This window comes from Streptomyces paradoxus (genome assembly GCF_014202475.1).
GTDB lineage: Bacteria > Actinomycetota > Actinomycetes > Streptomycetales > Streptomycetaceae > Streptomyces > Streptomyces paradoxus.
The window spans coordinates 1-26,453 of sequence record NZ_JACHGV010000004.1 but is presented as its reverse complement, the minus strand read 5'-3'; the positions used below and the strand labels follow the sequence as shown (position 1 = coordinate 26,453).

The window sequence follows — 26,453 nt, the reverse complement described above, 5'->3', positions numbered from 1 at the left end:
CGGTGGCCGTCGGGAGTCTGCCTGCCCAGTGCGCCGTCGGCTGAACCGGCCCGGCTACCGCGTGCCCCCGGCGGTCGTCAGCCAGTGGGCGACCCGGCGTACGGCGGCCTCGTCGAGCCGTTCGACCAGGGCCTGGACGGTCGTGTCGTCCTCGGGGGAGAGGTCGTAGAGGCCCGCCTTGATCAGGCCGGCCATGAGGACCTGGTGGCGGCGTCCGGTCATCCGTTCCGCCAGGGTGGTCGGTTCGCCGGGGGAGGGCTGAGGGTCCGGCTGGTGCACGGAAGTCTGCCGTGACACGGTGTCGAACCCGTCGAACCGGTGCCACGCGCCGTCCTTCGGTCCCCACAGGGCGACCGCCACCTCGTCGCCCCGGGCGCGCACGGCCCGGGTCATCTCGCCGAGGGCGTACAGCACGGGCGAGCGGTGGGGCGACTGTGCCGCCGTACGCCAGGAGCCCGCGCCCGGCCGGTAGAACATCGCGACCCAACGCGGAGCACCCTGCGGTCGTGGGCTCTCGGGACGTGACTCCACTGCGCTCACCCCTGTACATCGCTCCGAAGCGGTACGGCAAGGGGACCATAGCTGACGGGTCGTCAGTTATCCAGGGTCCGAAAGCACGGTCGGCCGGGGGCGGATCGCACGGTCCGTCCGGGTTGCGGGGCGGGGTCGTCCGGGGAGGATCACCACGTCGTCCGGTACCGGTCCCTCCCCTCGTGGGGACCGGTACCGAACGGTGGGGCTGTCGTCGTCCGGCTCGGACGGCGGCTGACCGGATGAGCCCGCTGTCGGGTCCGGATCCTGCCATTTTCGGCCACCGGGGAGGAGGTTCCGGCGTCCAGCGGACGGTATTACCGCAGGTCAGCCATATAAAGTGAGCTTTCCGGTCCGGACGTCCAGGCGTGGGAAGTAAGGAGCTGAGACCTTGAGTTCCGACTCAGGGGCACGCACCGCCTTCGCGGAACGCCTCGCACTGCTGTACAAGGAAGCCGGTAACCCTCCTCTCAAGCGGGTGTCCGAAGCGGTCGTCCGGCTCCAGCGGGTCGACGAACGCGGGCGGCCCGTGCGGGTGTCCGCCCAGCGCATCAGTGACTGGCGGCGGGCCCGGAACGTACCGGCCCAGTTCCCCGCTCTCGCGGCCGTGCTGCACGTGCTGATCCCCGAGGCGCGGCGCTCGCGGCCCACGCCGGTCTCCCCCGGCCTGTACGACCTCGGCCAGTGGCACCGGCTGTGGGAGCGCGCGGTGGCCGACCCGGTCGGTGAGCGCCCCGCGGCGTCCACGGCAGAGGAGCGGTCCGCGGACGGGGCCGCGTCCGCGCCCGGCGGGGTGTGCCCGTACCGGGGGCTCGCCTCCTACCGCCGGGAGGACGCCCGGTGGTTCTTCGGCCGGGAGCGGAGCACGGACGCGCTCGTCACCCAGCTCGGGGCCGCCGCGGGGACGGGCGGCCTGGTCATGCTCGTGGGCGCGTCGGGCGCGGGGAAGTCCTCGCTGCTGAACGCCGGTCTGGTGCCTGCCCTGCGGGACGGGGCGCCGGGCGGGGGCGACGGTGACGGCAGCGGCGGCCGGGCGCGGCATGTCGTGCAGCTCGTGCCGGGGGGTGATCCGCTGGCGGAGCTGAGTCGCTGCATCCCCGAGCTGGCACCCGTCGTGACAGCCCCGGCTCCGGCCGGGACCAGGGCCGGGGAAGCTCCGCCCGGGCCGCGATCGGCCGGATCCGACACGCCTCCGACCGGAGAAGCCACGCCCGGGCCGCAATCGGCCGGATCCGACGCCTCTCCCCAGGGAGCCACCGGCGCCGCTCCCGGAGGAATCGCCGGTTCCTCTCCCTCCGGTGACCCCGGAGCGTCCCCCGCGCAGGGCCTCGGTCCGACCCCCTCAGGAGGCCCCGGTCCCTCCCCCGCCTCCGCCCGCGCCGCCGTCGCCGCCTGGGCCCGGCGCGTGGCGCCCGCCGGGGCCCCTCCGGTCGTGATCGTGGACCAGTTCGAGGAAACGTTCACGCTCTGCCCCGACGAGGCGGACCGGCGCGCCTTCATCGAGGTCCTGCACGCCGCCTGCTCGCCCGCCGGCCCCGGTGAACCGGCTCCGGCGGTCGTGGTGCTGGGCATACGCGCCGACTTCTACTACCGCTGCCTGAGGTACCCCGAGCTGGCCGACGCGCTCCAGCACCGGCACATGGTGCTCGGCCCGCTGACCAGCGCGGAGCTGCGCGAGGCGGTGACCGGCCCGGCCAAGGCCGTCGGTCTGGAGCTGGAGCCGGGTCTCGCGGAGCTGATCGTCCGGGAGGTCAGTGCCGACGGCCTGCGCCCGGCGCACGACGCCGGAGTGCTGCCGCTCCTCTCGCACGCCCTGCTCGCCACCTGGCAGCGCAGGAAGGGCGGCCGGCTCACGCTGGCCGGCTACCGCGCCTCCGGCGGCATCCAGGGCGCGGTCGCGGCCACCGCCGAACGGGCCTGGGCCGGCCTCGACCCGGCCGCGCGCACGGCGGCCCGGCTGCTCCTGCTCCGCCTGGTCCGCCTCGGCGAGGACACCCAGGCCACGCGCCGCCGCGGGACCCGGCGTCAGCTGGCGCAGGAGTCGGCGGACCCGGGCAAGACCGAGGAGTCCCTCGAAGCGCTGGTCCGCGCCCGGCTGGTGACGCTCGACGCGGAGACCGTGGAGATCACCCACGAGGCGCTGCTGCACGCCTGGCCGCGGCTGCGCGACTGGATTGACGAGGACCGGCAGGGCAATCTGCTGCGCCAGCGCCTGGAGGAGGACGGCCGGGCCTGGGAGGAGTCGAACCGCGACACCTCCCTCCTCTACCGGGGCTCCCGGCTGGAGCAGGCGCACGGCTGGGCCAGATCCGCCGGGGACACGTTCCTGACCCGCAGCGCGGTGGAGTTCCTGGCCGCGTCCGTCCGGCTGCGCAGGCGGATCATCTGGATCAGCCGGAGCGCGGTGGCGGCGCTGGTCGTGCTGGCGGTGCTGGCCGGCGGGTCGGCCGTCGTCGCCTGGAAGCAGCGGGACGCGGCCGTCTTCGAGCAGGTGCTCGCCCAGTCGGACCGCGTCCAGCACACCGATCCGTCGCTGTCCGCGCAGCTCGACCTCGTGGCGCACGGGCTGCGGCCCGGCGACAAGGGCGCGAACAGCCGTCTGATCTCCATCGTGAACGCCCCGCTCTCCACCCCCCTCACCGGCCACACGGGCGCCGTCTACCTCACGACCTTCAGCCCGGACGGACAGGTCCTGGCCACCGCCAGCTACGACCGGACCGTACGGCTGTGGAACGTCGCCGACCCCAAGCGGCCGAAGCCCCTGGGCCGACCCCTGACCGGTCACACGAGCTGGGTGAGCAGCGCGGTCTTCAGCCCGGACGGCCGGACGCTCGCCAGCGCGTCCGACGATGGCACGATCCGGCTGTGGGACGTGACCGACCCGGAGCACCCGAAGTCGCTCGGCGAGCCCCTGACCGGCCACGACGGCACGATCTACCTGATCGACTTCAGCCCGGACGGCCGCACCCTGGCCTCAGCCGGCGACGATCGCACCGTCCGGTTGTGGAACGTGGCCGATACGAGCCGGCCGCGCGCCCAGGGCGAGCCGCTGACCGGGCACGCGGCAGCCGTGCGTTCGGTGGCGTTCGGCCCGGACGGCCGGACGCTGGCCGCGGGGGGCGACGACGGCACGATCCGGCTGTGGGACATGTCCGGCCCGGGGCGTCCGCGGCCTGCCGGGGCGCCGCTGACCGGTCACACGGCCACCGTGCACTCCGTGGACTTCAGCCCCGACGGGCGCACCCTCGCCAGCGGCAGCGCGGACGGCACCGTACATCTGTGGAACTTGGCCGGTCCGGGCCGCCCGGCCGCGGCCGGGGCGCCGCTCACCGGCCATACCGGGCCGGTCTGGTCCGTGGCCTTCAGCCCGGACGGCAACATGCTCGCCGCGGCCAGCGCGGACAGCACCGCGAGCCTGTGGAAGGTCAGCGATCCGGAGCACGCCTCGCAGGTCGGCGGGCCCCTCGCGGGCAGCAGCGGCGAGATGTACGCGCTCGGCTTCAGCCCCGACGGGCGCACTCTCGCCACCGGGGCGGGCGACAACAGGGTCCGCCTGTGGTCGCTGCCCACGTCGGACATGACCGGCCGCACCGGAGTGTTCCGGCCGGACGGCCGGCTTCTCGCGACGGCGGCCCGGGACGGGCGGATCCGGCTGTGGGACGTGCGGACGCCCGGCAGGCCGATCCGGATCGGAGAACCGTTTCACCCGGGCCGGGGCGACGTGCGCTCCCTGGAGTTCTCCCCGGACGGCCGCACCCTCGCGGTCGTGACGGGCGACCGGGTGGTGGAGCTGTGGAACCTCGGGGACCCGGAACGCCCCGTCCGCCACGGCTCTCCCGTCCCCCTGCGCATCCGGTACGCCGACCCGCTGGCCTTCAGCCCCGACGGGAGGATCCTGGCCACCGCCTACGACGACCGCACCATCCGGCTGTGGAACATCGGCGACCCGGCCCGGCCACGCCCGCTCGGCACTCCCCTCACCGGCCACAAGGGCTACATCAACCACCTCGTGTTCAGCCCGGACGGCCGGAGGCTCGCCAGCGGCAGCGCGGACGGCACGATCCGGCTGTGGAACGCGACCGACCCGGGCCGGGTGACCCTGATCGGGGCGCCTCTGCGCGGCCACCTCGGAGCGGTCAACGCCCTCGCCCACAGCCGCGACGGCCGCACCCTGGCCAGTGCCGGCGACGACAACTCGGTCCGCCTCTGGGACATCACGGACCCCGCCGAGGCCTCCGAGCAGGCACGGCTCACCGGCCACACGGAGGCGGTCGTGTCGCTGACGTTCAGCCGGGACGGCCGCACCCTGGCCAGCGGCGGCAACGACAGCACCGTCCGGCTGTGGAACGTCTCCGACCCCGCGCACGCCACCGCGATCGGCCCGTCGATGAGCCCCAACGCCAAGACCGGCACCTTCCTGGCGTTCAGCCCGAACAGCCACATGCTGGGGGTGTCGAGCGGCGCGGACACGATCCGGCTCTGGGACCTCGACGTCGACGCGGCCGTCCGCCGCATCTGCTCGCTGACCCGCGGAGTGCTCACTCCGGACACCTGGCGGGAGTACCTGCCCCGGCTTTCCTACGATCCGCCGTGCGACGACTGACGAGGCCGTCTCGTCCAACGGGCCGGGGAATCACGGTAGTTCAGTGATACCAGTCACAACCGGGATTTTCTGACGGGCTGTCGGCTCGCGGTGGGCAAGCGCTTGTTACCCTTGGCCATAGCTCGACCGCTGGTGCATCCCCCGTCGCCAGCGGTCGAGCCTTATTTCAGCGCAGGTCCAGGCGCATCACAACGCGGGGGTGACCGGCCAGGACCGAGGTCGTGTCCGCCGCGTGGGCGAAGCCGGCGCGCTCGAAGTTCTTCCGCAGACCCGCGTACGCCATCGTCAGATCGACCTTCGCGTCGCCGTTGTCCAGGGGGTACGCCTCGATCGCCGGTGCGCCCCGGTCGCGGGCGAACTCGACCGCGCCGGCGATGAGGGCGTGTGAGATGCCCTGCTTGCGATGGCCGGGGCGGACCCGGACGCACCAGAGCGACCACACCGGCAGGTCGTCGACGTGCGGGATCTTGCGGTTGCGGGCGAAGGAGGTGTCCGCGCGCGGGGCGACGGCGGCCCAGCCGACCGGTTCGTCACCGTCGTAGGCGAGGACGCCCGGGGGCGGATCCGCGCGGCACAGCTCGGCGACGTACGCGCCGCGGTCCGGACCGCGCAGTTCGTTGTTGAGCCGGGAGGGGATCCGGTAACTCAGGCACCAGCAGACGTTCGCCGTGGGCGACTTCGGCCCGAGCACGGCACGGACGTCCTCGAAGTCCGTGGCCGGGCGAACGTCGATGCTCATGCCCCCACGATGTCACGCCCCGGGCGGCCGCGCCCCGCGAGCCGGGGACACTGCCTGGCCGAACGCCTCGTAGAACGGCTGGGCCATCCCGGCGAGCATCGAGGCGCCGTGCGCGAACGGCGTGATCCAAAACGGCAGGCCCTAGACGGACGCCGCCCGCAGCAGCCGCAGCTGGCCGATCTCGCTCACGTTCTTCATCAGCTCCGCGTTCACCCAGGCCACCAGGTGCTCGACGGTGTGCCCGGGATCGTTCGGCCAGGGGAAGGGGGCCGTGGCGTCCAGGTCCTGGTCGGTGAGGTCGTCCAGGACCTTCAGCCACTGGGTGCGCAGGTCCCGCAGCCACTCGACCGCCGGGGCGCCCTCACCGGGCCAGACGATGTCCGCCCGGTCGCGGGGCGGGCGGCCCTGCGCGTGGTCGAGGGTGACGCTCCACCACCATCCGATGTGCCAGGTCAGCCACCCGAGGGTGGGCACGGGGACCGGGTCGGGCTCGGTGTCCGCCCAGTCCGGGACCCAGGTGCCGTCGGGTCCCCGGCGCATCGTCCAGCAGAGCTCCGCGGGCTCCCAGAGGAAGTCCCCGGGCTCCAGCCGCTCCAGGTGGTACTCGAACAGTGACCAAGTGAACTCGAACTGCCAGCGCGGCAGTTCCGTACGGGAAGCACTCATCGGCCGACCCTACGGGGGCGCCGGGGCGTCCCGGGCCAACACCGGCCAGTCGAGGTCGCGCAGCGCGGGCTCGGCGTCGCAGTCCGAGGGCAGGCGGGGTGTGGACTGGAACCAGACGACGGTCAGGCGCGAGCGGCAGGCGACCGGGTCGCGGGCCGGGTCCAGGGCCGCCGAGTGGAACGTGCCGAGGCAGGCCACGGCGGGCAGCACCTCGACCGGCCCGAGACCGCCCGCGTACTGGTCGGGGTACTCGCGCCGGGGCGGGACGAGGTGCACCGGCGTGCCCGGGCGGGACCGCTCGGCGGCGTGCAGGAGGCTGCGGATGCGCAGGTCGTTCAGCGGCTTGCAGGGGTAGCCGTCGAGCAGATCGCCGTACGTCGACGAGAACCGCAGCTCGGCGAGGTCCACCGAGCGGCCGGAGGCCAGGACGAGGCGGGCGAGCGCCAGGGCCGGCCTTTTCGCGTGGAGTTGCATCGAGGTCTTTCGGTGGTGGTCATGGGCGGGGCCGTGGTCAGGGCCGGTGCCCGGTCATCCGTGCCGCCGAGGCGATCGTTGCCCGGGCCTCCCCTTCGGACAGGCCGGTGGCCCGGGCGGCGTCGGCCAGCGGATCGACGAGCGCCGGGCCGATGCCGTCCTCGTAGGCACGGCAGGCCGCCCAGAACAGGCGGGTGTTGCGCTGGCCCTCGTGCGCGGCCAGGACGAACTGGACCAGGCCCTGGCCGTGCCCGCCGGCCGCCGGGGGCGCCGGGTGGTGGGCGCGGGGCGGTGGGAGGAGCAGCCGCAGGAGGGAGCGGGGGCAGGGGGCGGGGGCCAGGTGCGCGGTGCCCGGGGCGGCGGCGTACACGCCCTGGCCCGTGCGGGAGCCGGGGCCGACGAGGTAGCCCCCCGCGCCCCGGATGTCGATGCCGGGGGCGAGCCGGCCCGCCGAGTTGGGGACGACCACCTCGGGCGGTCCGCTCAGCCACAGGTGCCGCCCGCCGGACGGCGTCACGACGACCACGGTCGGCGGGATGGTGAACAGGTGCCGCAGCGCCAGCTCGCGCAGGGCGGCCGAGGAGTCCGTGCCGGTCTTCACGTCCAGGTCGAGGCCGATCAGATGGTGCGGGGGCAGCCCGCAGGCGATGCCGTAGCCGGTGGCCCAGGGCGCCGCGGCGAACAGTTCCCGGATGCGGTCCGGGTCGCTGGACGCGTCGTAGACCCCGTGTCCGAGGCGGCCGCACGCGCCGTGGCAGGGGGTGGGCGCGGGGTCGTCGCGGTGCGGGGAGCGCAGGGCCGGGAGCTTGGAGCGGGACAGGGGGAGGACGGCCAGTCCGCGTTCGGCGGCTGACAGGGCGTGTGCGAGGGCCAGCGTCGTGGCCTGCCGGTCGGTGGTGGCCATGACTCTAGTTTCGTACGTACGTTCGAAAAAGGAAAGGGGGAACGGGTGTGACGCGCCGGGGCGAGGCGGCGGCCGGGAAAGGTGCCGGAACGCTTCGTCCCTTGCCGCGGCCGGGTTCGAACGCCCCCTTTCGCTCCCGTCCGGTACGGAAGTGACGCATAGGGGTTCATCGACTTGTTTTCGCGTCTGCCGGGTCTTGACGGGGCACAGGAACTGACGGACAGTCAGAAACCGTGAGTGGTGAGCCGGAGGTCCACGAGGAGTTCGAGGCGCGCCTGAAGGCCTACGAGGGCCTCCCGGCCGCCGCCACCGGGGTCGGCCGCGACCTGGTCAACGAGCCGATGATCAGGCACTGGTGCGAGGCCATGGGCGACACCAGCCCCGCGTACACGGGACCGGACGCCATTGCTCCGCCCACCATGCTCCAGGCGTGGACCATGGCCGGCCTCACCCGCCGCCCCGAGCGCACGGCCGCGTACGACGAACTGCTCACGCTGCTCGACGAGTCGGGCCACGACGCCGTCGTCGCCACCGACTGCGAACAGGAGTACCTGCGCCCGCTGCGCCCCGGCGACCGGATCACCTTCGACTCCGTGATCGAGTCGGTGTCCGGCCGCAAGACCACGAAACTCGGCACCGGCTACTTCGTCACCACCCGCACGGACGTCCGGGCCGGGGGCGAACCCGCCGGCACCCACCGCTTCCGCATCCTCAAGTACGCCCCCGCACACCGGCCTTCGCGACCGGTGGAACGCCGCCCCCGCCCGGTCGTCAACCGCGACAACGCCGGCTTCTGGGAGGGCGTGGCCCGCCACGAACTGCTCATCCAGCGCTGCGTCGCCTGCCGCACCCTGCGTTTCCCCTGGTTGCCCGGGTGCAACGGGTGCGGCTCCCCGGACTGGGACACGGTGGCGGCGAGCGGCGAGGGCACCGTGTACTCGTACGTCGTCATGCACCACCCGCCCTTCCCGGCCTTCGAGCCGCCCTACGCGGTCGGCCTCATCGAACTCGCGGAGGGCGTGCGGATCGTCAGCAACGTGATCGGGGTGCCGTACGACGAGGTGCGGATCGGCATGCCGGTGCGGCTGGAGTTCCGGCGGTACGACGAGGAGCTGGAGCTGCCGGTGTTCCAGGGGGTGGGCCCGTGAAGGCCGGAGACCGCCTCCCGCCCCTGGAGATCCCCGTGACCCGGACCCTGATCGTCGCCGGGGCGATCGCCTCCCGGGACTACCAGGACGTCCACCACGACCCGGAGCTCGCCCGGCGCAAGGGCTCCCCCGACATCTTCATGAACATCCTGACGACCAACGGCCTGGTCGGCCGCTACATCACCGACCACTTCGGCCCGCGGGCGGAGCTGCGCCGCGTCGCCATCCGGCTCGGCGCGCCCAACCACCCCGGCGACACGATGGTGCTCACGGGCTCGGTCGAGGAGGTCGACGGCGACATGGTGACCGTCCGGGTCACCGGCGCGAACGGCATCGGCAAGCACGTCACGGGCACGGTGACGGTGAGGATCCCGGCATGAGTCCGCGAGCGGGGGACGGTCTGGGCGGGCGCGCGGCCGTCGTCGGGGTGGGGGCCACCGCCTTCTCCAAGGACTCGGGCCGCAGCGAACTGCGCCTGGCCGTCGAGGCGGTGCGGGCGGCCCTCGCGGACGCCGGGCTGACCCCGGCCGACGTCGACGGCATGGTCACCTTCACCATGGACACCAGCCCCGAGATCACCGTCGCCCAGGCGGCCGGCATCGGGGAGCTGTCCTTCTTCTCCCGCGTCCACTACGGCGGCGGCGCGGCCTGCGCCACCGTCCAGCAGGCGGCCCTGGCGATCGCCGCGGGCGTGGCGGAGGTGGTCGTCTGCTACCGGGCGTTCAACGAGCGCTCGGGCCGCCGCTTCGGCTCCGGGGTGCGGCACCGCGAACCGACGGCGGAGGGCGCGGCCCTCGGCTGGTCTCTGCCGTTCGGCCTGCTCACCCCGGCCTCGTGGGTGGCGATGGCGGCCCGGCGCTACCTCCACACCTACGGGCTGACCCCGGAGGCGTTCGGGCACGTGGCCGTCGTCGGCCGGAAGTACGCGGCGACCAACCCGGCGGCCCATTTCCACGGCCGGCCCATCACCCTGGCCGAGCACGCCGCCTCGCGCTGGATCGTCGAACCGCTGCGGCTGCTCGACTGCTGCCAGGAGACGGACGGCGGCCAGGCCCTGGTCGTCACCTCCGCCGAACGGGCCCGCGACCTGCCCCACCCGCCCGCCGTGATCGCCGCGGCCGCCCAGGGCGCCGGACGCGCCCAGGAGCAGATGACCGGCTTCTACCGCGGCGACCTGACCGGACTGCCCGAGGCCGCGGTGGTCGCCCGGCAGCTGTGGCGCGCCTCGGGGCTCACGCCGGCCGACATCGACGTGGGGATCCTCTACGACCACTTCACGCCGTTCGTGCTGACGCAGCTGGAGGAGTTCGGTTTCTGCGGCCCCGGCGAGGCGGCGGACTTCGTGGCCGGGGAGCACCTGCCGCTCAACACGCACGGCGGCCAGCTGGGGGAGGCGTACCTGCACGGCATGAACGGCATCGCGGAGGCCGTCCGGCAGATCAGGGGGACGGCGGTGAACCAGGTGCCCGGGGCGCAGCGGGTCCTGGTGACGGCGGGGACGGGCGTGCCCACGTCGGGACTCGTACTGACCGCCGCCCCTCAGGGGTGAACCCGCAGTACCCCGGGTCCACCGCTCCACCTACAGGAGGTGCGGCGGGCCCTGCCCCTACAACCTGAGGGGGACCCCGCTTCGGGACCTGCGGCCGATCCGCTCGGCATGCCCCGCTCATAGCGTTGAGCCATGACCACACTCGTCTGCACGAGCGCTTCGAAGGCGGCCGGACCAGCGGCGCAGACCCTTCCGTACCCGTCGTTCTCGTCGTACGTCAGGGCCCGCCAGCCGGTGCTGCTGCGTACCGCCCGCTCGCTCACCGGCAACCCGAGCGACGCGGAGGACCTGCTGCAGACCGCCCTCACCAAGACGTACGTCGCCTGGGAGCGCATCGAGGACCACCGCGCCCTCGACGGCTATGTGCGACGGGCGCTGCTGAACACCCGGACCTCGCAGTGGCGCAAGCGCAAGGTCGACGAGTTCGCCTGCGACGAGCTGCCCGAGCCGGACCCGGTGCCCGGCGGTGACGACCCGGCCGAGCAGCAGGCGCTGCGAGACGCGATGTGGCGGGCGATCATGCGGCTGCCCGCCCGGCAGCGGGCGATGCTGGTCCTCAGGTACTACGAGGACCTCAGCGAGGTCCAGACGGCCGAGGTGCTCGGCGTCTCGGTCGGCACGGTGAAGTCGGCCGTCTCCCGGGCGCTCGGCAAGCTCCGCGAGGACGCTGAGCTGGGACTTGTCCGCCAGTGAGGCGGTGATCCGCCCGCTTGTGAGCTGCCCCTCCGGCATGGCGTGATCTGATCGATCGCCCGGTCCTAGTGACATACCACGCGGTATGTGCGCAGAATCAGCGCAACCTTTACCACCGCGTAGGCAAAGTCGCCCCCGGGAGGACGCCGTGCTGAGCACCATGCAGGACGTACCGCTGCTGATCTCAAGGATCCTGACCCACGGGTCGACGATCCACGGGACATCACAGGTGACCACCTGGACCGGTGAGGACGAGCCGCACCGCCGCTCCTTCGCGGAGATCGGCGCCCGCGCGGCCCAGCTGGCCCACGCGCTGCGGGACGACCTCGGCGTCACCGGCGACGAGCGGGTGGCCACCCTGGCCTGGAACAACGCGGAACACGTCGAGGCGTACTTCGCGATCCCGTCCATGGGCGCGGTCCTGCACACCCTGAACCTCCGTCTCCCGCCCGAGCAGCTGGCCTGGATCGTCAACCACGCAGCCGACCGCGTGATCATCGCCAACGGTTCACTGCTCCCCCTGCTCGCCCCGCTGCTGCCGCACCTGAAGCCGGTCGAGCACGTGGTCGTCACGGGCCCCGGAGACCGCTCGCTCCTCGACGGCGCGGCCGTCCGCGTCCACGAGTACGAGGACCTGATCGCCGGCAAGCCGACCTCGTACGACTGGCCCGAGCTGGACGAACGCCAGGCCGCCGCCATGTGCTACACCTCCGGCACCACCGGCGACCCCAAGGGCGTGGTCTACAGCCACCGTTCCGTCTACCTGCACTCCATGCAGGTCAACATGGCCCAGTCGATGGGCCTGACCGACGAGGACACCTCCCTGGTCGTGGTCCCCCAGTTCCACGTGAACGCCTGGGGCCTGCCGCACGCGACCTTCATGACCGGCGTGAACATGCTGATGCCGGACCGTTTCCTCCAGCCGGCCCCGCTCGCCGCGATGATCGAGAGCGAGCGGCCGACCCACGCCGCCGCCGTCCCCACCATCTGGCAGGGCCTGCTCGCCGAGCTGACCGCGAACCCGCGCGACGTCTCCTCCCTCGGCCAGGTCACCATCGGCGGCTCGGCCTGTCCGCCCTCGCTGATGGAGGCCTTCGACAAGCTGGGCATGCGGGTCTGCCACGCCTGGGGCATGACGGAGACGTCCCCGCTCGGCACGATCGCCCGTCCGCCGGCCGGGGTGGCGGCCGGCACGGACGAGGAGTTCGCCTACCGCCTCACCCAGGGCCGCTTCCCGGCCGGCGTCGAGGGCCGTCTGACCGGCCCCGGCGGCGAACGCCTCCCCTGGGACGGGGAGTCGGCCGGCGAGCTGGAGGTGCGCGGCCCCTGGATCGCCGGTGCCTACTACAACGGCCCCGACGATGAACCCCTCCGTCCCGCCGACAAGTTCAGCGAGGACGGCTGGCTCAAGACGGGCGACGTCGGCACGATCTCCGCCGACGGCTACCTCACCCTCACCGACCGGGCCAAGGACGTCATCAAGTCCGGCGGCGAGTGGATCTCGTCGGTGGAGCTGGAGAACGCCCTGATGTCCCACCCGGACGTCGCCGAGGCGGCCGTCGTGGCCGTCCCCGACGACAAGTGGGGCGAGCGCCCCCTGGCCACGGTCGTCCTCAAGGAGGGCTCCACCGCCACCTTCGACACCCTGCGCACCTTCCTCGCCGACGAGGGCAAGATCGCCAAGTGGCAGCTCCCGGAGCGCTGGACGATCGTCGAGGCGGTCCCGAAGACGAGCGTCGGCAAGTTCGACAAGAAGGTGCTGCGCAGGCAGTACGCGGAGGGGGAGCTGGACGTCACCAGCCTCTGACCCGCCCGCGTGACCGCTGTACGGCAGCACCTCACCGTCGTACGGCGGTCACGCCCCACCCGAGTACCAGCCACACCCCCGCGACGACGCACACCCCGCCCCACCCGAAGTGGCTGAAGGCGGCCCCCGCGAGGGCCGATGCGGCGGCGCCGCCGGCGAAACCGGCGACCACGTAGGCGGTGTTGGCCGTGGCGGGGGTGGAGGTCGCGGTCAGGGCCAGGGTCTGGTTGGCGACGTGGGAGGCGACCAGGGCCGCGTGCACGGCGACCGCGGCGGCGAACAGCGCCCAGAGCACGTGCCCGCCCAGCCAGAACAGCGGCACCGAAACGGCGGCGATCAGATACGCGGAGCGCACGACCCGCGCCGCCCCGAACCGGTCCACCAGCCCCCCGGCCAGCGGCGCCACCGCACTCGCGGTCAGTCCGAACAGGCCGAACAACCCGGCGGTCGCGGTGGACAGTCCGTACTCCGGGCCGGTCAGCAGCAGCGCGAGTGAGGTCCACAGCGCGCTCCACGCACCGAACATCCCGGCCTGCCGCACGCACGCCCGCCACAGCTCCGGCGAGCTCCGCAGCACCGACGGCACTGCGACGAGCCCCGCGAACAGCGGGCCCTCCCGGCGTCGCCGCGACGGCAGGACCACCGCGGTCGCGAGGCCCAGGGCGAGCGTGAGCACGGCCGCGCCCGCGAACACCCACCGCCAGCCGAACGCCTGCCCGGCCAGCCCGCCCACGACCCGGGCCGCGACGATGCCGGTGAACAGGCCCGCGATGACCGCGGCGACATGCCTGGCCCGCCGCTCGGCGGGGGCGCGCTCGGCGACCAGCGGGACGAGCAGCTGGGGGATCACGGTCGCCGCCGAGGCGACGAACATCGCGGCCGCGAGGGCGGCGGCGCCCGGGGCGGCCGCACTGGCACCCAGCGCGAGCGCGGTGACGAGCGTGAGCCCGGCGACCAGCCGGCGCCGGTTCGCACGGTCGCCGAGCGGGGCGAAGAACAGCAGCCCGACCGCGTAGCCGAGCTGGGCGACCGAGGCGATCCAGGCGATGGCCGAGGGCGCCGAGCCGAAGTCGCGGGCCATGAGCGGGAGCAGCGGCGCGGCGAGGTAGATATTGGCGGCGGTGACCGCGCTGCACACGGCGAGCAGCGTCAGGAAGAGGCCGGGGGAGGGTGTGCGGGCCTGCCGCACCGGGGTCGCGGCCCGGGCGGCGGTGGCGGTCGCTGACGGCATGGGAGGGGACTCCTTGGAGTCGGCTCTAACAACTAACTGGTTGGTTGGCTGATGAGGGAACAGTGTGAGCCGCTCCTCCATTCCCTGTCAACCAAACAGTTGGTTACCCGGCGCGCTACCCTCTCCCCCATGGCAGCAAGGGACCCCGAGGCCACCAAGGCCCGGATCTTCGAGGCGGCGGTCGCCGAGTTCGCCCGGCACGGCATCGCCGGCGCCCGCATCGACCGCATCGCCGGCGCGGCGAAGGCCAACAAACAGCTCATCTACGCCTACTTCGGCAACAAGGCCGAGCTGTTCGCGATCGTCCTCGAGAAGAAGATGCTCCACCTCGCCGAGGCCGTCCCCGTCGACCCGGACGACATCGAGAGCTGGGTCGACCGCCTGATGGACTACCACGCCGCCCACCCCGAGCTGCTGCGCCTGCTCTTCTGGGAGGGCCTGGAGTACGGCAGCACGGAGCTGCCCCACGAGTCCGACCGCCAGGAGCACTACGCCCGCAAGGTCGCCGCCGTCCAGGACGGCCAGGACCGGGGCGTCATCACGGACGCCGTCCCGGCGGCCGACCTGCTGTTCCTGCTGACCGCCCTGGCCAACTGGACCGCCGTCGTCCCGCAGATGCGGCGCATCCTGGTCGGCGACGGCGAGTCCGAACGGGACCGCCTGCGGGCCTCGGTGAAGGAGGCCGCGCGCCGGCTGACGGCCCGGTAGGACTACCGCACGCTGCTCAGTTGGTGCCGATCCGGCTGAGCAGCTCGACGATCCTGGACTGCACCTCGGAGCTGGTCGACCGCTCCGCGAGGAACAGCACCGTTTCCCCGGAGGCCAGCCGCGGCAGGTCCGCCTGGTCGACGGCGGCGGTGTACACGACGAGCGGGGTGCGGTTGAGCTGCCCGTTCGCCCGCAGCCAGTCGATGATCCCGGCGTATCCCTCCTGCCGCCGGTGCACCTGCAGCAGGTCCATCACCACCAGGTTCGGCCGGAACTGCCCCGCCAGCGTCACCGCGTCCGCGTCACTCGCGGCCCGCGCGACCTGCATGCCGCGCCGCTCCAGCGTCGCCGTCAGCGCCAGCGCGATCTCCGCGTGCTCCTCGATCAGCAGGACCCGCGGCGGGTGCTGCTCGCTGTCGCGCGGCGCCAGCGCCTTCAGCAGCACGGCGGGATCGGCACCGTACGCCGCGTCCCGCGACGCCTGCCCGAGCCCGGCCGTGACGAGGACGGGCACCTCGGCCGCCACGGCGGCCTGCCGCAGCGACTGCAGTGCCGTCCGCGTGATCGGCCCGGTCAGCGGGTCGACGAACAGCGCGGCGGGGAAGGCCGCGATCTGCGCGGCGACCTCCTCGCGCGAGTTCACGATCACCGGCCGGTAGCCGCGGTCGCTCAGCGCCTGCTGGGTGCTGACGTCCGGCGCCGGCCACACCAGCAGCCGCCGCGGGTTGTCCAGCGGCTCGGGCGGCAGCTCGTCGTCCATCGGCTGCGGTCGCGGCGGATCGGCCACCTCGACGGCCCCGCCGGGCCCGTCCAGCGGCTCCGGTCCTTCGGCGGCGTTCTCGTCGGGTGCGCCTATGGCGTACGACCGTCCGCCGCCCTCGGTCATCTGCGCCAGGCGCGACTGACCGGCGAGGGACGGCTGCGCCGGAACGGGGGCGGTGGCCGGGGCGGGCACCTGCGCGGCGACCGGCGGCGGCGTGTGCTCGGCCGTCGGATGCGGCCGCGCGGCCTGCTCCGGACGGGGTGCCTGCTGCTCCGGACGCGGCTGCCCCTGCTCCGGGCGGGCCGCCTGGTCCGTACGTGTCGCCTGGTCCGTACGTGTCGCCGGGTCGGGCGGCGTGCCGAGCTTGCGGCGCCGTCCCGATCCGCCCGGCTGGTGCGGGGGAGGCGTCGCCGTCTGCTGGGGGTACGGGGCGGATGGCGGGGCGGGTACGGCCGAAGGCTGCTGGACCTGGACCGCCTGCCGGTTGAACGGCACGCCCTGGCCCAGCGTCCGCACGCTGATCGCCCGGCCCTGCGTCGAGTTCGGGTCGACGGGCGGCGCGGGCGCGGCGGCCTCCGCGGGCAACGGCTGAGCTGCCCTCGGCGAGCCCTCCGGCGGCAACGGGGTGCCCGGGGCGGGCGTGTGCTGTTGCGTGGCCCGGGACGGCGTGCCGTTCGGGGGCGCGGGGTTCGCGGCAGCGGGCCCCGCCGTGTCGTCGGCGGCGGGCCAGGGCTGGGCACCGGGCTGCTGGGCAGCGGTTCCCTGGGCGGGCGTGCCCTGGGGCGGGGTGCCCTGCCCGGGGGCGGCCTCCGCGGGGAGCGGCCCGGCGGTGGGCTGCTGCGGCAGGGGCTGGGCCGGTGCGGGGGGCTGCACGGCCTGGCCCGGCAGGGCCGCCTGCACGCTCTGTCCGAGCCCGCCCTGCGCGGGGACGGACACGCCCTGCGGGGCGTTGACGTGGGGGGCGTTCCCCTGCGCGGGAACCGGCACGCCCTGCGGCGGCACCGCCGTACCCGGCGCGACGGGGGGAACGGCGACGCCGGCCTGACCGGGCCCGGCAGGCACGGGACCTGTCGGTGTGGAACCAACAGGCACGGCTCCGGCAGGCACCGGACCCGCCTGGTCGGCATTCACCGGCACCTCCGCTCCGGCCGCCTCGGCAGGCTGCGGCGCTGCGACGGCCCGTCGCCTGCGGCCGGTCGGGGCGCTGGTCGGGTGCGGCTGCGGCGGGGTGTGATCGGCGGACTGGTCGTGCGGGACGGCGTCGTGCCGCCCCTCCTCGACCGCCCCGTCACCGGCGGCGGCCACACCGGGGGCCGCTACGGCACCCCGCTCCGGAACGGGCACGTGCCCTTGAGCGGGCACCACACCCGGCACCCCCACGGGGCCGTCGGCGACCTGCTGCTCTGGTCCGGCCGGAGTCTCCTGCCGGACGGGGACCGGGACCGGAGCCGGGGCCGGTGTCTGATCGGCCTCGGCCGGCGGCAGCGCGAACACCGGACGCGGCCCGGCCGCCTCCTGAGCCGCCGCGGCCCGCTCGTTGGCGGCGGCCAGCGCACGCCGCCGGCGCCCGGTCGGCTGCTGGGCCTGCCCCTGAGCCGCGTCGGCCGGGCCGGCGGCCTCGCCACCGGACGAGGACGCGGGCAGTGCCGGGGGCAGCGCGGCCTGCTCACCGGATTCGCGCCGGCCCCGCCGCCCGGACGGGCCGGGCACACCCTGCGGCGGCACGGTCCCGCCCAGCCCCGTGTTCGAGGCGGCGGCTCCCGCCGCGTGCTCGGCGGCCGTCACCACGGCTCCCTCGGCGACACCCTGGACGGCACTGCCGACGGCACCCGCACCGGCGTCCTCGGCCGCGCGGCGCCGCCGTCCGGTACCGCCCGACGCGCCGCCCTCACCGGACGCCTGCGCCGGAAGGGCGGCCTGCTCCCCGGCGGCCCGGCGCCTGCGCCGCCCGGTGGGCGCGGCCCCGTCGGCGTCGGGACCACCGGCCGCCTCGGCCTCGGCACCCGGAACGTCTCCGTCCAGGAACGCGTCGGTGGTGGCCCGCCGCGCCCGGCGGCGCCCCCCACCGGAAGTCTGCCCGGCCGGGTCGACGGCAGCGGGGTCGACGGCAGCGGGGTCGACGAGAGCGAGCGCGGCGGACGCGTCCACCGGCTGGACGGCGACCGCCCCGGCCCCGCCGCCGATCGGCACTTCGAGGACGTACGCGCTCCCGCTCATCCCCGGCACGTCGTGCGTCTGCAGCACACCGCCGTGGGCCCGGACGATTCCGCGCACGATGGGCTCGTGCACGGTGTCACCACCGGCGTACGGCCCGCGCACCTCGATGCGGACGACCTCGCCGCGCTGCGCCGCCGCCACGACGACGGTGTTGTCCAGGTAACCGCCCGCCGACACGGGCGTGTTGCCGGTCGCGTCGACCCCCGCCACGTCCGCGACGAGATGCGCGAGGGCGGTCGCGAGCAGCCGCGGATCGACCTCGGCCTCGATGGGCGGCGCGTGCACGGCGAACTGCACCCGCCCGGGCCCGATGAGCTCGACGGCCCCGTCGACCCCGGCGGCGACGACGGCGTCCAGCATCACCTTCGTGCGGGAGATGTCCTCGCTGCCGGCGTCGAGCCGCTGGTACCCGAGGACGTTGTCGATCAGTGTCGTGATGCGCGCGTAGCCCGCCGACAGGTGATGCAGCACCTGGTTGGCCTCGGGCCACAGCTGCCCGGCGTCGTCGGCGGCCAGCGCGGCCAGCTCACGGCGCAGCTCGTCCAGCGGGCCGCGCAGCGACCGGCCGAGCAGGGTCAGCAACTGCTCATGGCGGGCGGCGAGCGCCTCGAAACGGTCCTTCTCCCGCTCCCCGAGGGCGGCGTACCGCTCCTCGTTGGCGGCGAGCTCCTCGGCGTGCCGCTCGGTGAGCTCCTCCAGCTCGGTGACGTGCTGCTGGCGCAGCGCGGTGAGCTCGGAGGCGTGCTCCTCGGCGATCCGCTCCAGTTCCCCGGCGTGCCGCTTCTCCGCCGCCTCCTTCTCCTCGACGACGGCGTCGTAGGGCCGCCGGTCGGTGAAGGTCATCACGGCGCCGACGAGCTGGTCGCCGTCGCGCACGGGCGCGGTCGTCAGGTCGACCGGCACTTTGCCGCCGTCCTTGGCGTACAGCACCTGGCCGCGCACCCGGTGCTTGCGCCCGGAGCGCAGGGTGTCGGCGAGCGGCGACTCGTCGTACGGGAAGGGCGAGCCGTCGGCGCGCGAGTGCAGCACGAGGTCGTGCAGTTCGCGCCCGCCGAGATCGCTGGCCCGGAATCCCAGTATCTGGGCGGCGGCCGGGTTGACGAGCACGATCCGCCCGTCGGTGTCGGTGCCGACGACGCCCTCGGCCGCGGCCCGCAGGATCATCTCGGTCTGCCGCTGGGACCGGGCGAGCTCGGCCTCGGTGTCCACGGTGCCGGACAGGTCGCGCACGACGAGCATGAGCAGCTCGTCGCCGGTGTAGCCGTAACCGTCGTAGGCCTGCTGACCGTTCTCGAGATTCGCACTGGTGACCTCGACGGGGAACTCGGTCCCGTCGGTCCGGCGCGCGATCATCCGGGTGGGCTTGGTCCGGGCATGCGGATCGAGGTGCTCCGGCCGTCGCATGGAGCCGGGAATGAGCTTGGAGTCGAACTGCGGCAGCAGATCGAGCAGGCCGCGCCCCACCAGAGCGGTCCCCGGAGTCTCGAAGGCCTCCAGGGCGATGGTGTTGGCGTTGACGACCGTCCCATTGGCGTTGACCAGCACCAACGCGTCGGGAAGCGCATCCAGTATGGCTGCGAGGCGAGCAGCGCCTCGGGATGGCCTGCTGCTCACGAGACGCTTCCTCCCTGTTACCGCACCTTGCCGACCGCTCGGGCCATCTTGCCAACCGTCCCGCGGCGTGTCACGCGAGGGAGTCTAAGGGCTGCGGTTGCGCTCGCGACGCCGGATGGGAGTGAGGTCGCACGAGGAAGTGACCCCGAACTGACGACCGAGTAACCGTCAACCGCCCGCCCTCCTGCGACGACGTCGCGGGACCTTCGCGGGACCTTTACGAGAGCGGCGTTTCTGTACCTTTCGGCCGAGCCGCCCCGAGCTGGCGGAATGACGGCGGAGTGTGGCGCAAAGGGGGCCCGGAACGACCGAGCCCCCTCCCTCCCGGTCGGTGTCAGCCCTTCCCCGTGGCCTTCATGTCCGGCAGCAGCGGAACGAGCCGGTCCCACCGGGAGATCTGGCAGCCGTCGCGACGGTCGTACGTGGCGTCGACGGGCCGTCCGGCCCAGGTGCCGGTGACGTGCGCGGTGGCGGGCCCGCCGTTCTGCATGGTGCAGAAGCCGCCTTCCGGCGTGGGCGCGAAGACGTCCTGACCCGACCGCGTGTCCCGCTCCAGGGCGGTACAGGCGCCGCCCGGGTCGGGGTGGCTGCCGCCGTCGGGATCGCAGTACAGCTCGAACGTTCCGTCGGCCCCGCCGCCGGCGTTCCGCACGGTGACGGTGAGGTGATCGCGGTCAGGGCCGCCGCCGGGCCGGGCCGGGGACAGCAGGTCGATGGCGTCGGCCTGGGCGTAGGCGGCCGGGGGCACGGCGGTCAGCGACCCGGCGGCGGCGGCGAAGGCGGCGGCACCGACGAGGAGGCGCCGCAGGACGGGGCGGGCGGTGGCCCGGGGAGTGGTACGCAACATGCCCTGACTAACGCGAAGCGGGCCGGGACGTTGCGCGCCGCCGTGCGAGCGGGGGCCCGCGCGGGCCTGACAAGGCTTTTGCCCTGCGCCCTTCCCGCCTAGTACCGTGGGGGTCGATTGGTGACAGCACGCTCGACTGTGTCATCATCGGCACGCACCGCTCGCGCTCGCGCGGGAGTGATGCTGGAGGCGTCGCCTAGTCCGGTCTATGGCGCCGCACTGCTAATGCGGTTTGGGCCTTAAAGCCCATCGAGGGTTCAAATCCCTCCGCCTCCGCACTCGATCACGAAGCCCCGGTCACCCGACCGGGGCTTCGCTGTCGTTGCCCTCCGGAAGGAGGCCGGAAGTGCCGTTTTCGCAGCTCACAAGGGGTGCGGCTAACGGATTTCACATGGCGGCGGCAGTCATGTAATGTTCTTCCTGTCGCCGCGAGCGAGCCGGAAGGCCCGAGAGCGGCGAAAAAACAGAACAAGCACTCGTAGCTTAACGGATAGAGCATCTGACTACGGATCAGAAGGTTGCAGGTTCGAATCCTGCCGAGTGCACAGCAGACCAGAGGCCCTGTGGATCGCTCCACAGGGCCTCTGGCTTTTGTCTTGACGGCAGTGTTTGACGGCAACCGTTTCTGCGAGTCGATCAGATGGCTACCGGGACACCGACCGCGCCGCCGTCATCATCCGGCTCGTTGCCGTCACCCCTCAGTGCGTCCCCGACGCGGTCGAAGGCGGACCGCTGGGAGTCGAGCCGTACGAAGGTGTAGAGGTCCATGGTCACTCGGATGGAGCTGTGGCCGAGGACTTCCATGATCATGCGGGCGTCGGCGCCCTGTTCGTGGAGCAGCGAGGCGCAGGGTGTGGCGCAGGTCGTGGAAGCGGACCCTGCGGACGCCGGCGCGGACGCACAGGGCCTCGAAGGAGCGGTTCAGATTGCGCGGCTGCCGTCGATCCAGAACGGCCTGTACGGCATCGCGGCCGAGCTGACCCGCCTGACTGGCTGGACCTACTTCGACGCCCGCCAGTACAACCAAGCCTGCGCGTACTTCACTGAGGCCCTGCAACTGGCGAAGGAGATCGACGACCGACAGTTCATGGCCAATGTCCTTGCCTGCATGAGCTTGCAGGCGACCTACCAGGACAAGCCCGCGGACTCAATGGCACTCGTGACCGCCGCCCAGGACCAGGCTCGGTCAGCACTCGGCAGCACGCCGCGCGTTATGTCGATGCTGGCCATGCGGGAAGCATTCGCCCACGCCACACTCGGCAACCGTGATGACACGCACCGGGCGATCGGGGAAGCGCAGCCAATTCGAGCAGATCGGGGGGAGCGATCCGGACCCCTCATGGGTGACCTACTTCGATGAGCCGAAGCTCATCGTGGATACGGCATCGCCCACGGCCGTCTGGGCGAAGCGGCAACCGCCGAACCCTTGATCGCCGATGCTCTGCGGCGGGAGCACCACACCAACCAGAGAGGCCGCGCGTTCCACTCGTTCTGGCTGGCTCGTACGCAGCTGGACCAGGGCAAGCTCGACCAGGCGTGCCACACCGCCACGCAAGCCCTTGAGCCCGCGTCGGCGGTGGCTTCGGAGCGAGTGTCTGGGCATCTCCGGGAGTTCTACGACCAGTTGGCGCCACACAGGCAGGAGCCCGTAGCCCTTGCCTTCGAGGCGCGACTACGGGAACTCCTCCCGCCGGTCAGCGGATCGCTTCGTCCATGAGCAGGTAGAGCAGGCCGACAAGAGATCCACTACTCACGACCTCGCGGCGGTCTATCATCCCGCGCACCTCTGAGAGAGGAATCCACTCGATGCGGTCGGACTCGTTCTTCTCCGTGGGCGGACCGGCGTACGTGGCGCCGTCGATACGGAAGACGTGGTGCTGCGAGTCGGTGATCCCGTTCGCCGGCTCGGCGTAGATCAGAGGCTTGATGGGGCCGGGACGCCAGCCGGTCTCTTCCAGGACTTCACGGGCCTCCGCTTCCTCCGGGGTCTCGCCGTCCTCGACCAGGCCCTGCTGTTCCCCGTGGGTCCCCGTACGATCTGGCACGGATCTGGCACGACCTCTTCGTTCCGAACGCTCGGCCGGGAGGGCATCGGGGTCTGGTGGGCTGGTCGGTCGGCCGTTAAAGGTTGTCTGCGGTTGCGGTGGTTGCTGTACTTCGCGGCTGTACAGCACCACGGCCGCTCACAGAGGTGGAACTCCTCGGTCTGCTGCAGCGTGTTCGGCCGCGGCACTTCGATCCTGGCCTGATCGGTCCGTTGTGGCTCTTTCACCTGCACGGTGCGCTCGGCCGGTCATGTGGCCTCCGACCTGGTCATGCGCATTGTCCCGAGAACCGGGTAGGCGGTGTCCTCGATCACGGTGATCATTGCCACTGTGCACGCGGCCAATCTCGACCTGTGGGCGGCGAAGCGGATCCCGCACCCCGAGGCTCACCGTTCGGCAGCTCCTGCTCGGTCCAGATGCATTTGCCGTCCTGGAGGTACCGGGCACCCCAGCGCCGGGAGAGGGCTGCGACGAGTTGCAGGCCGCGTCCGCCTTCGTCCGTGTAGTCGGCATGGCGGATGCGGGGAGTGTTGAGGCTGCCGTCGTAGACCTCGCAGATCAGGGTCCGGCTGCGCAGAAGACGCAGCCGGATCGGGCCTCTGGCGTGCCGGATGACGTTGCCGACCAGCTCGCTCACCAGCAGTTCGGTGGTGAGCACAAGGTCGGCCAGTCCCCAGGCGGCGAGCTGTGCGCGGATGTATTGGCGGGCGTGACCTGCCGCCCGAGGATCCTCGGGGAGGTCGCAGCCGGCGACGTCACACGGGTCGGTGCACCGGGTGTGCACGATCAGCAGGCCGGCGTCGTCGTTGGTCTGCCTGCCGTCGGGCAGCAGAGCCGAGACGACTGTGTCGCACAGCTCCTCCAGGTGCCGGACATCGTCGTCCTCGTTCGCGACCTGGAAGCACGCGGTGGGGGAGGCGACCTGGGTCAGGACCTGCTGGAGGCGGGCCAGCCCCTGCTCCACGTCCTGGGTGGCCGACTCGATGAGCCCGTCCGTGCACAGGACGAGCAGGCTCTCGTCGGGCAGCTGCAGCTGGTGTGTCTCGAAGGGCGGCTGTGCGGCGCCCAGCGGTGGGTCGGCGGCGAGGACAGGACTGTGGACGGTGCCGTCGGAATGGACGACGACCGGTCGTGGGTGGCCGGCCAGGGCGTATGAGCAGGTGCGAGCGACCGGGTCGAATACGGCGTACAGGCAGGTGGCGTAGAAGTCCTCGCCCAGCTCGGAGACCAGGTCATTGAGGCGGTCGAACAACTCGTCGGGAGGCATGTCCAGGTCGGCGAGGGTGCTCACGGCGGTGCGCAGCCGTCCCATGGTGGCCGCCTCCGCGATGCCGTGTCCCATGACGTCGCCGATCACGATGGCGACCCGGTCGGCGGACAGCGGGATCACGTCGTACCAGTCACCGCCCACCTCTTCACCCTGGGTCGCGGGCAAGTAGCGGGCGGCGGCGCAGGCGGCGGGCAGCCGGGGCAGCGCTCTGGGCAGCAGACCGCGCTGCAATTCCCGGGCGCGGGCGTGCTCCATGTCGTACAGGCGGGCCCGTTCCAGGGCCTGGCCGACCAGGCCGCTCAGAGCCGTCAGCAGAGTGCGTTCCTCGTCTCTGAAGGGGCGCGGCTCGCTGAAGGACACCGTGCACAGACCGATGGTCCGGCCGGAAGCGATCATGGGCAGGAAAGCCCACGCCTCCTTCGGCGACTTCGCACTCACGTGGCCCATCGAGGGATAGAGCCGGTTGTACTCGGCTTTCGACTCGATGAACCGGGGGGTACGGGTCCGTACGACGTCGTGGACCGTGGCGTAGTCGGAGAGCGGGAACCCGTCCATCATCCTGGTGAACTCCTGCGGGTATCCGGCGGAGCCGACGGCATACAACCGGTCGTCCTTGTTGAGCACCTGGACCAGCAGCCCGTCGGCTCCGAACGGGGGCATCACACGGTCCGCGACGACCCGCACAACGTCCTGGGAAGTCACGGCCTCGGCGAGCGCGGCGGTCAGCTCGCCCATCAGGATGGAACGCTCGACCATGGCCACCGGACCAGGGGCCGACGGCTGGGGGACACCGTGCACCTGCGCCGCAGCCCACGCCGCGATCGCGCGCAGGAAAGACCGCTGCATCTCGTCCGGCTCGCCGGCCCCGCCCGTAAACACGGACAACGCCCCGATGGGACCCTCGGCACCGAGGAACGGCACTGCGGCCGCACCGGATGCCCCGATCCCCAGGGCGTCGCCGTCCACCCACACGTAGCCGCCGCGCCGGACGGCACGTGCGGGCACCTCGTTCTGCTCTCCGCGCAGCTGCGACCATGCCTCGGCACTCGCTGGGGCGAGTCCGTCGGAAGCCACCAGCCGTAGCCAATCGTCAGTGGGCTCACGCCAGTGCGCCAAGGCTTCCAGGCCACCAAGGCAGGTCCTCGCCTGCCGGACGGCCAGAGCCAAAGCCAGGGCCGCGGTGCTGTCCGGCAGCCCTCCATCAGGGGACTCAGCGGCCCACGAAAGCCCGAGATCCCCCGACGTCAGCGGACCGGAGGAGCCCCCGGAGGTGGTTTTCCCAGCTGCCATTTCGCACTGCTCACCTCCTGCTCAGGGAGATGGATGAACAGTAAAAATCGCTATATTTCTCCTCTTTTAGTGAACGTTAGCATTCTTCGGTACGAACGGTCACCGTCTTCCGCGGCCGGACCTGGACGCCGGCCCTCCGTACCTTCGCCTGAGGCGGTTGCGCCGAGCCGGAAGGTCCGCGAGGGCTGCCGCATGGACTACCGGGCTGTACCTCACGAACTCGTGCTCGGGGCCACGCTGTCCGGCAAGTCCATGTTCCTGCGGAACCTGCTTGTCGGGTTGGCCGTCAGTGGGTGGTCCTGCTCGGGATCGACTGCAAGCGCGTGGTGGAGCTGGCGCCGTTCGCTCACCGGCTTTCGGCTCTGGCGACCGATCCGGAGCAGGCGGCCGAGTTGCTGCCCGTGCTCGTCAGGGAAATGGAGGACCGATACGACCTGATCAAAGCGCGGCAGGGCATCTCGCCCGGTACCCCGGATGAGCTGATCACCTAGGACGCGCGGTCGGCATCTACAGGAGGTGTGCGGGCAGCGCTTCGGGGCCGAGCTGGGCAAGGGAGCGACCATGCTCCGTGTGGGGCCGGCTGCATGAGGCGGTGCTGCACCGACTCGATGACGCCGGCCTCATCGACGTCTCGCGCGTGGTCCTCGACTCCGCTCACGTGCGGGCTAAAAAGGGGGCGAATTCACAGGTCCGAGCCCCGTGGACCGGGGTAAGCCGGGTTCCAAGATGCACGTCCTGTCGGACGCGAACGGACTACCCCTGGTCGTCGGCGTCTCGGCCGCCAACACCCACGATAGCGAAGCACTGAAGCCCATGGCCGAGGGTTACCAAACGAGACACGACCCCCACCGCGGCCGCCACTTCAAGCCTCAGCGCCTGCACGCCGACAAGGCATACGACATCCCCCACCTGCGCAAATGGTTACGAAGTAAGCGCATCGGCGTACGCATCGCCCGCAAAGGCATCGAGTCCAGCGAACGCTTGGGCCGCCGCAGGTGGGTGATCGAGCGGACGATCTCCTGGCTGTCCGGCTACCGCCGCCTCAGCCCCCGCTACGAACGCCACTCCCGCAACTACCTGGCCTTTCTCGGCCTCGCCGCAGCCCTGTGCTGCTACAAACGGCTCGTCCGCCTCACCACGTAGGACACCGTCTTAGAGGCCGGCCATGAGCTGGAGCAGGTCGCGCAGGTCGCGTCGCTGGTTCTCGTCGAGGGCCGCGAGCGGTTCGCGGGCGAAGCGGAGGCGATCGAGCAGATCTGCGGCCATCTCTCTGCCGGTGTCCGTGATCGCCAGGATTTTGACACGCCGGTCGCCGGGGTCGGGCTGGCGCTCGAGCAGGCCCCGCGTCTCGAGC

18 protein-coding genes, 2 tRNA genes and 4 pseudogenes are annotated in these 26,453 nt (G+C 72.5%); 12 read left to right on the top strand and 12 right to left on the bottom strand.

Going from position 1 to position 26,453, the window contains the following annotated elements; translation table 11 throughout:
- Window positions 1-54: 54 nt before the first annotated feature.
- The gene (locus tag HNR57_RS14575) at window positions 55-477 is read right to left on the bottom strand and encodes a hypothetical protein (protein ID WP_221342552.1); all 423 of its coding nucleotides are present in this window, start codon (window positions 475-477) and stop codon (window positions 55-57) included.
- Between the two features lie 445 nt (window positions 478-922).
- Between HNR57_RS14575 and HNR57_RS14570 the strand changes: the two genes are divergently transcribed.
- Window positions 923-5,134: an NACHT and WD repeat domain-containing protein gene (locus HNR57_RS14570; RefSeq protein ID WP_184560450.1), complete on the top strand. Its 4,212-nt coding sequence runs from the start codon at window positions 923-925 to the stop codon at window positions 5,132-5,134.
- Between the two features lie 166 nt (window positions 5,135-5,300).
- On the opposite strand, the gene HNR57_RS14565 is transcribed toward HNR57_RS14570, so the two are convergent.
- The 4 genes from HNR57_RS14565 to HNR57_RS14550 all read right to left on the bottom strand — a co-directional run bounded on the left by HNR57_RS14565 (window position 5,301) and on the right by HNR57_RS14550 (window position 7,917).
- Entirely contained in the window at window positions 5,301-5,873 is a 573-nt protein-coding gene (locus HNR57_RS14565) for a GNAT family N-acetyltransferase (protein ID WP_184560449.1), read from the bottom strand.
- A gap of 141 nt (window positions 5,874-6,014) precedes the next feature.
- Window positions 6,015-6,539, bottom strand: coding sequence for a DinB family protein (locus tag HNR57_RS14560; RefSeq protein WP_184560448.1), 525 nt, complete (start codon window positions 6,537-6,539; stop codon window positions 6,015-6,017).
- A gap of 9 nt (window positions 6,540-6,548) precedes the next feature.
- Complete coding sequence (locus HNR57_RS14555) at window positions 6,549-7,013, bottom strand: hypothetical protein (protein WP_184560447.1); 465 nt, start codon at window positions 7,011-7,013, stop codon at window positions 6,549-6,551.
- A gap of 37 nt (window positions 7,014-7,050) precedes the next feature.
- Complete coding sequence (locus HNR57_RS14550) at window positions 7,051-7,917, bottom strand: bifunctional DNA primase/polymerase (RefSeq protein ID WP_184560446.1); 867 nt, start codon at window positions 7,915-7,917, stop codon at window positions 7,051-7,053.
- Window positions 7,918-8,150: 233 nt separating this feature from the next.
- Here HNR57_RS14550 and HNR57_RS14545 point away from each other — a divergent pair, with 233 nt between their 5' ends.
- The 5 genes from HNR57_RS14545 (at window position 8,151) to HNR57_RS14525 (ending at window position 13,114) form a co-directional block, all read left to right on the top strand.
- Window positions 8,151-9,065, top strand: a complete 915-nt coding sequence (locus tag HNR57_RS14545; protein ID WP_184560445.1) for a bifunctional MaoC family dehydratase N-terminal/OB-fold nucleic acid binding domain-containing protein — start codon at window positions 8,151-8,153, stop codon at window positions 9,063-9,065.
- A complete protein-coding gene (locus HNR57_RS14540) occupies window positions 9,062-9,445 on the top strand; it encodes a MaoC family dehydratase (RefSeq protein ID WP_184560444.1) in 384 nt (127 codons plus the stop codon). The genes HNR57_RS14545 and HNR57_RS14540 overlap by 4 nt, the downstream gene beginning before the upstream one ends.
- On the top strand, window positions 9,442-10,614 hold the full coding sequence (locus tag HNR57_RS14535; protein WP_184560443.1) for a lipid-transfer protein: 1,173 nt from the start codon (window positions 9,442-9,444) through the stop codon (window positions 10,612-10,614). The genes HNR57_RS14540 and HNR57_RS14535 overlap by 4 nt, the downstream gene beginning before the upstream one ends.
- A 132-nt stretch (window positions 10,615-10,746) precedes the next feature.
- On the top strand, window positions 10,747-11,307 hold the full coding sequence (locus HNR57_RS14530; protein ID WP_184560442.1) for a SigE family RNA polymerase sigma factor: 561 nt from the start codon (window positions 10,747-10,749) through the stop codon (window positions 11,305-11,307).
- A 160-nt stretch (window positions 11,308-11,467) separates the two neighbouring features.
- The gene (locus HNR57_RS14525; protein WP_184560918.1) at window positions 11,468-13,114 is read left to right on the top strand and encodes a long-chain fatty acid--CoA ligase; all 1,647 of its coding nucleotides are present in this window, start codon (window positions 11,468-11,470) and stop codon (window positions 13,112-13,114) included.
- 31 nt (window positions 13,115-13,145) lie between these two features.
- Here HNR57_RS14525 and HNR57_RS14520 read toward each other — a convergent pair whose 3' ends face one another.
- Window positions 13,146-14,345 (bottom strand): MFS transporter, encoded by a 1,200-nt coding sequence (locus HNR57_RS14520; RefSeq protein WP_184560441.1) that lies wholly within the window; start codon window positions 14,343-14,345, stop codon window positions 13,146-13,148.
- A 129-nt stretch (window positions 14,346-14,474) separates the two neighbouring features.
- Between HNR57_RS14520 and HNR57_RS14515 the strand changes: the two genes are divergently transcribed.
- Window positions 14,475-15,053 carry a TetR/AcrR family transcriptional regulator gene (locus tag HNR57_RS14515; RefSeq protein WP_184560440.1) on the top strand — a complete coding sequence of 193 codons (579 nt, stop codon included), beginning with the start codon at window positions 14,475-14,477 and terminating at the stop codon, window positions 15,051-15,053.
- A 16-nt stretch (window positions 15,054-15,069) separates the two neighbouring features.
- Here HNR57_RS14515 and HNR57_RS14510 read toward each other — a convergent pair whose 3' ends face one another.
- A complete protein-coding gene (locus HNR57_RS14510; RefSeq protein ID WP_184560439.1) occupies window positions 15,070-19,647 on the bottom strand; it encodes a PAS domain-containing protein in 4,578 nt (1,525 codons plus the stop codon).
- 334 nt (window positions 19,648-19,981) lie between these two features.
- Window positions 19,982-20,494 carry an SSI family serine proteinase inhibitor gene (locus HNR57_RS14505; protein WP_184560438.1) on the bottom strand — a complete coding sequence of 171 codons (513 nt, stop codon included), beginning with the start codon at window positions 20,492-20,494 and terminating at the stop codon, window positions 19,982-19,984.
- A gap of 185 nt (window positions 20,495-20,679) precedes the next feature.
- Here HNR57_RS14505 and HNR57_RS14500 point away from each other — a divergent pair.
- Together HNR57_RS14500 and HNR57_RS14495 are read left to right on the top strand one after the other, a co-directional pair.
- Window positions 20,680-20,770, top strand: a tRNA-Ser gene (locus HNR57_RS14500).
- A gap of 196 nt (window positions 20,771-20,966) precedes the next feature.
- A tRNA-Arg gene (locus tag HNR57_RS14495) sits at window positions 20,967-21,039 on the top strand.
- Window positions 21,040-21,130: 91 nt separating this feature from the next.
- Here HNR57_RS14495 and HNR57_RS39530 read toward each other — a convergent pair.
- Window positions 21,131-21,304, bottom strand: a complete 174-nt coding sequence (locus HNR57_RS39530; protein ID WP_246554623.1) for a hypothetical protein — start codon at window positions 21,302-21,304, stop codon at window positions 21,131-21,133.
- Between HNR57_RS39530 and HNR57_RS14485 the strand changes: the two are divergent.
- Window positions 21,261-22,211 (top strand): annotated as a pseudogene (locus HNR57_RS14485) (NsdA family TPR-like regulatory protein). The gene HNR57_RS39530 and the pseudogene HNR57_RS14485 sit on opposite strands and share 44 nt — an antisense overlap.
- Here HNR57_RS14485 and HNR57_RS14480 read toward each other — a convergent pair.
- Together HNR57_RS14480 and HNR57_RS14475 are read right to left on the bottom strand one after the other, a co-directional pair.
- A pseudogene (locus HNR57_RS14480) lies at window positions 22,189-22,503 on the bottom strand (NUDIX hydrolase); the annotation flags it as partial. The pseudogenes HNR57_RS14485 and HNR57_RS14480 overlap by 23 nt on opposite strands.
- A gap of 355 nt (window positions 22,504-22,858) precedes the next feature.
- The gene (locus HNR57_RS14475) at window positions 22,859-24,883 is read right to left on the bottom strand and encodes an ATP-binding SpoIIE family protein phosphatase (RefSeq protein ID WP_313673703.1); all 2,025 of its coding nucleotides are present in this window, start codon (window positions 24,881-24,883) and stop codon (window positions 22,859-22,861) included.
- A 282-nt stretch (window positions 24,884-25,165) separates the two neighbouring features.
- Between HNR57_RS14475 and HNR57_RS40865 the strand changes: the two are divergent.
- Both HNR57_RS40865 and HNR57_RS14465 read left to right on the top strand, forming a co-directional pair.
- Window positions 25,166-25,669: pseudogene (locus HNR57_RS40865) on the top strand (FtsK/SpoIIIE domain-containing protein); the annotation flags it as partial.
- A pseudogene (locus tag HNR57_RS14465) lies at window positions 25,665-26,242 on the top strand (IS5 family transposase); the annotation flags it as partial. The pseudogenes HNR57_RS40865 and HNR57_RS14465, both read left to right, overlap by 5 nt.
- Window positions 26,243-26,251: 9 nt before the next feature.
- On the opposite strand, the gene HNR57_RS14460 reads toward HNR57_RS14465, so the two are convergent.
- Window positions 26,252-26,453, bottom strand: a 202-nt coding sequence (locus HNR57_RS14460) for a MarR family winged helix-turn-helix transcriptional regulator (protein WP_376772244.1), incomplete at its 5' end; no start/stop codon positions are given.

What these genes read in the sequence shown, in the direction of transcription:
- HNR57_RS39530 (WP_246554623.1), bottom strand. Translation starts at nt 21,304, where the DNA reads ATGATCATGGAAGTCCTCGGCCACAGCTCCATCCGAGTGACCATGGAC.
- HNR57_RS14530 (WP_184560442.1), top strand. Translation starts at nt 10,747, where the DNA reads ATGACCACACTCGTCTGCACGAGCGCTTCGAAGGCGGCCGGACCAGCG.
- HNR57_RS14505 (WP_184560438.1), bottom strand. Translation starts at nt 20,494, where the DNA reads ATGTTGCGTACCACTCCCCGGGCCACCGCCCGCCCCGTCCTGCGGCGC.
- HNR57_RS14520 (WP_184560441.1), bottom strand. Translation starts at nt 14,345, where the DNA reads ATGCCGTCAGCGACCGCCACCGCCGCCCGGGCCGCGACCCCGGTGCGG.
- HNR57_RS14555 (WP_184560447.1), bottom strand. Translation starts at nt 7,013, where the DNA reads ATGCAACTCCACGCGAAAAGGCCGGCCCTGGCGCTCGCCCGCCTCGTC.
- HNR57_RS14575 (WP_221342552.1), bottom strand. Translation starts at nt 477, where the DNA reads ATGTTCTACCGGCCGGGCGCGGGCTCCTGGCGTACGGCGGCACAGTCG.
- HNR57_RS14565 (WP_184560449.1), bottom strand. Translation starts at nt 5,873, where the DNA reads ATGAGCATCGACGTTCGCCCGGCCACGGACTTCGAGGACGTCCGTGCC.
- HNR57_RS14550 (WP_184560446.1), bottom strand. Translation starts at nt 7,917, where the DNA reads ATGGCCACCACCGACCGGCAGGCCACGACGCTGGCCCTCGCACACGCC.
- HNR57_RS14515 (WP_184560440.1), top strand. Translation starts at nt 14,475, where the DNA reads ATGGCAGCAAGGGACCCCGAGGCCACCAAGGCCCGGATCTTCGAGGCG.
- HNR57_RS14560 (WP_184560448.1), bottom strand. Translation starts at nt 6,539, where the DNA reads ATGAGTGCTTCCCGTACGGAACTGCCGCGCTGGCAGTTCGAGTTCACT.
- HNR57_RS14525 (WP_184560918.1), top strand. Translation starts at nt 11,468, where the DNA reads ATGCAGGACGTACCGCTGCTGATCTCAAGGATCCTGACCCACGGGTCG.
- HNR57_RS14535 (WP_184560443.1), top strand. Translation starts at nt 9,442, where the DNA reads ATGAGTCCGCGAGCGGGGGACGGTCTGGGCGGGCGCGCGGCCGTCGTC.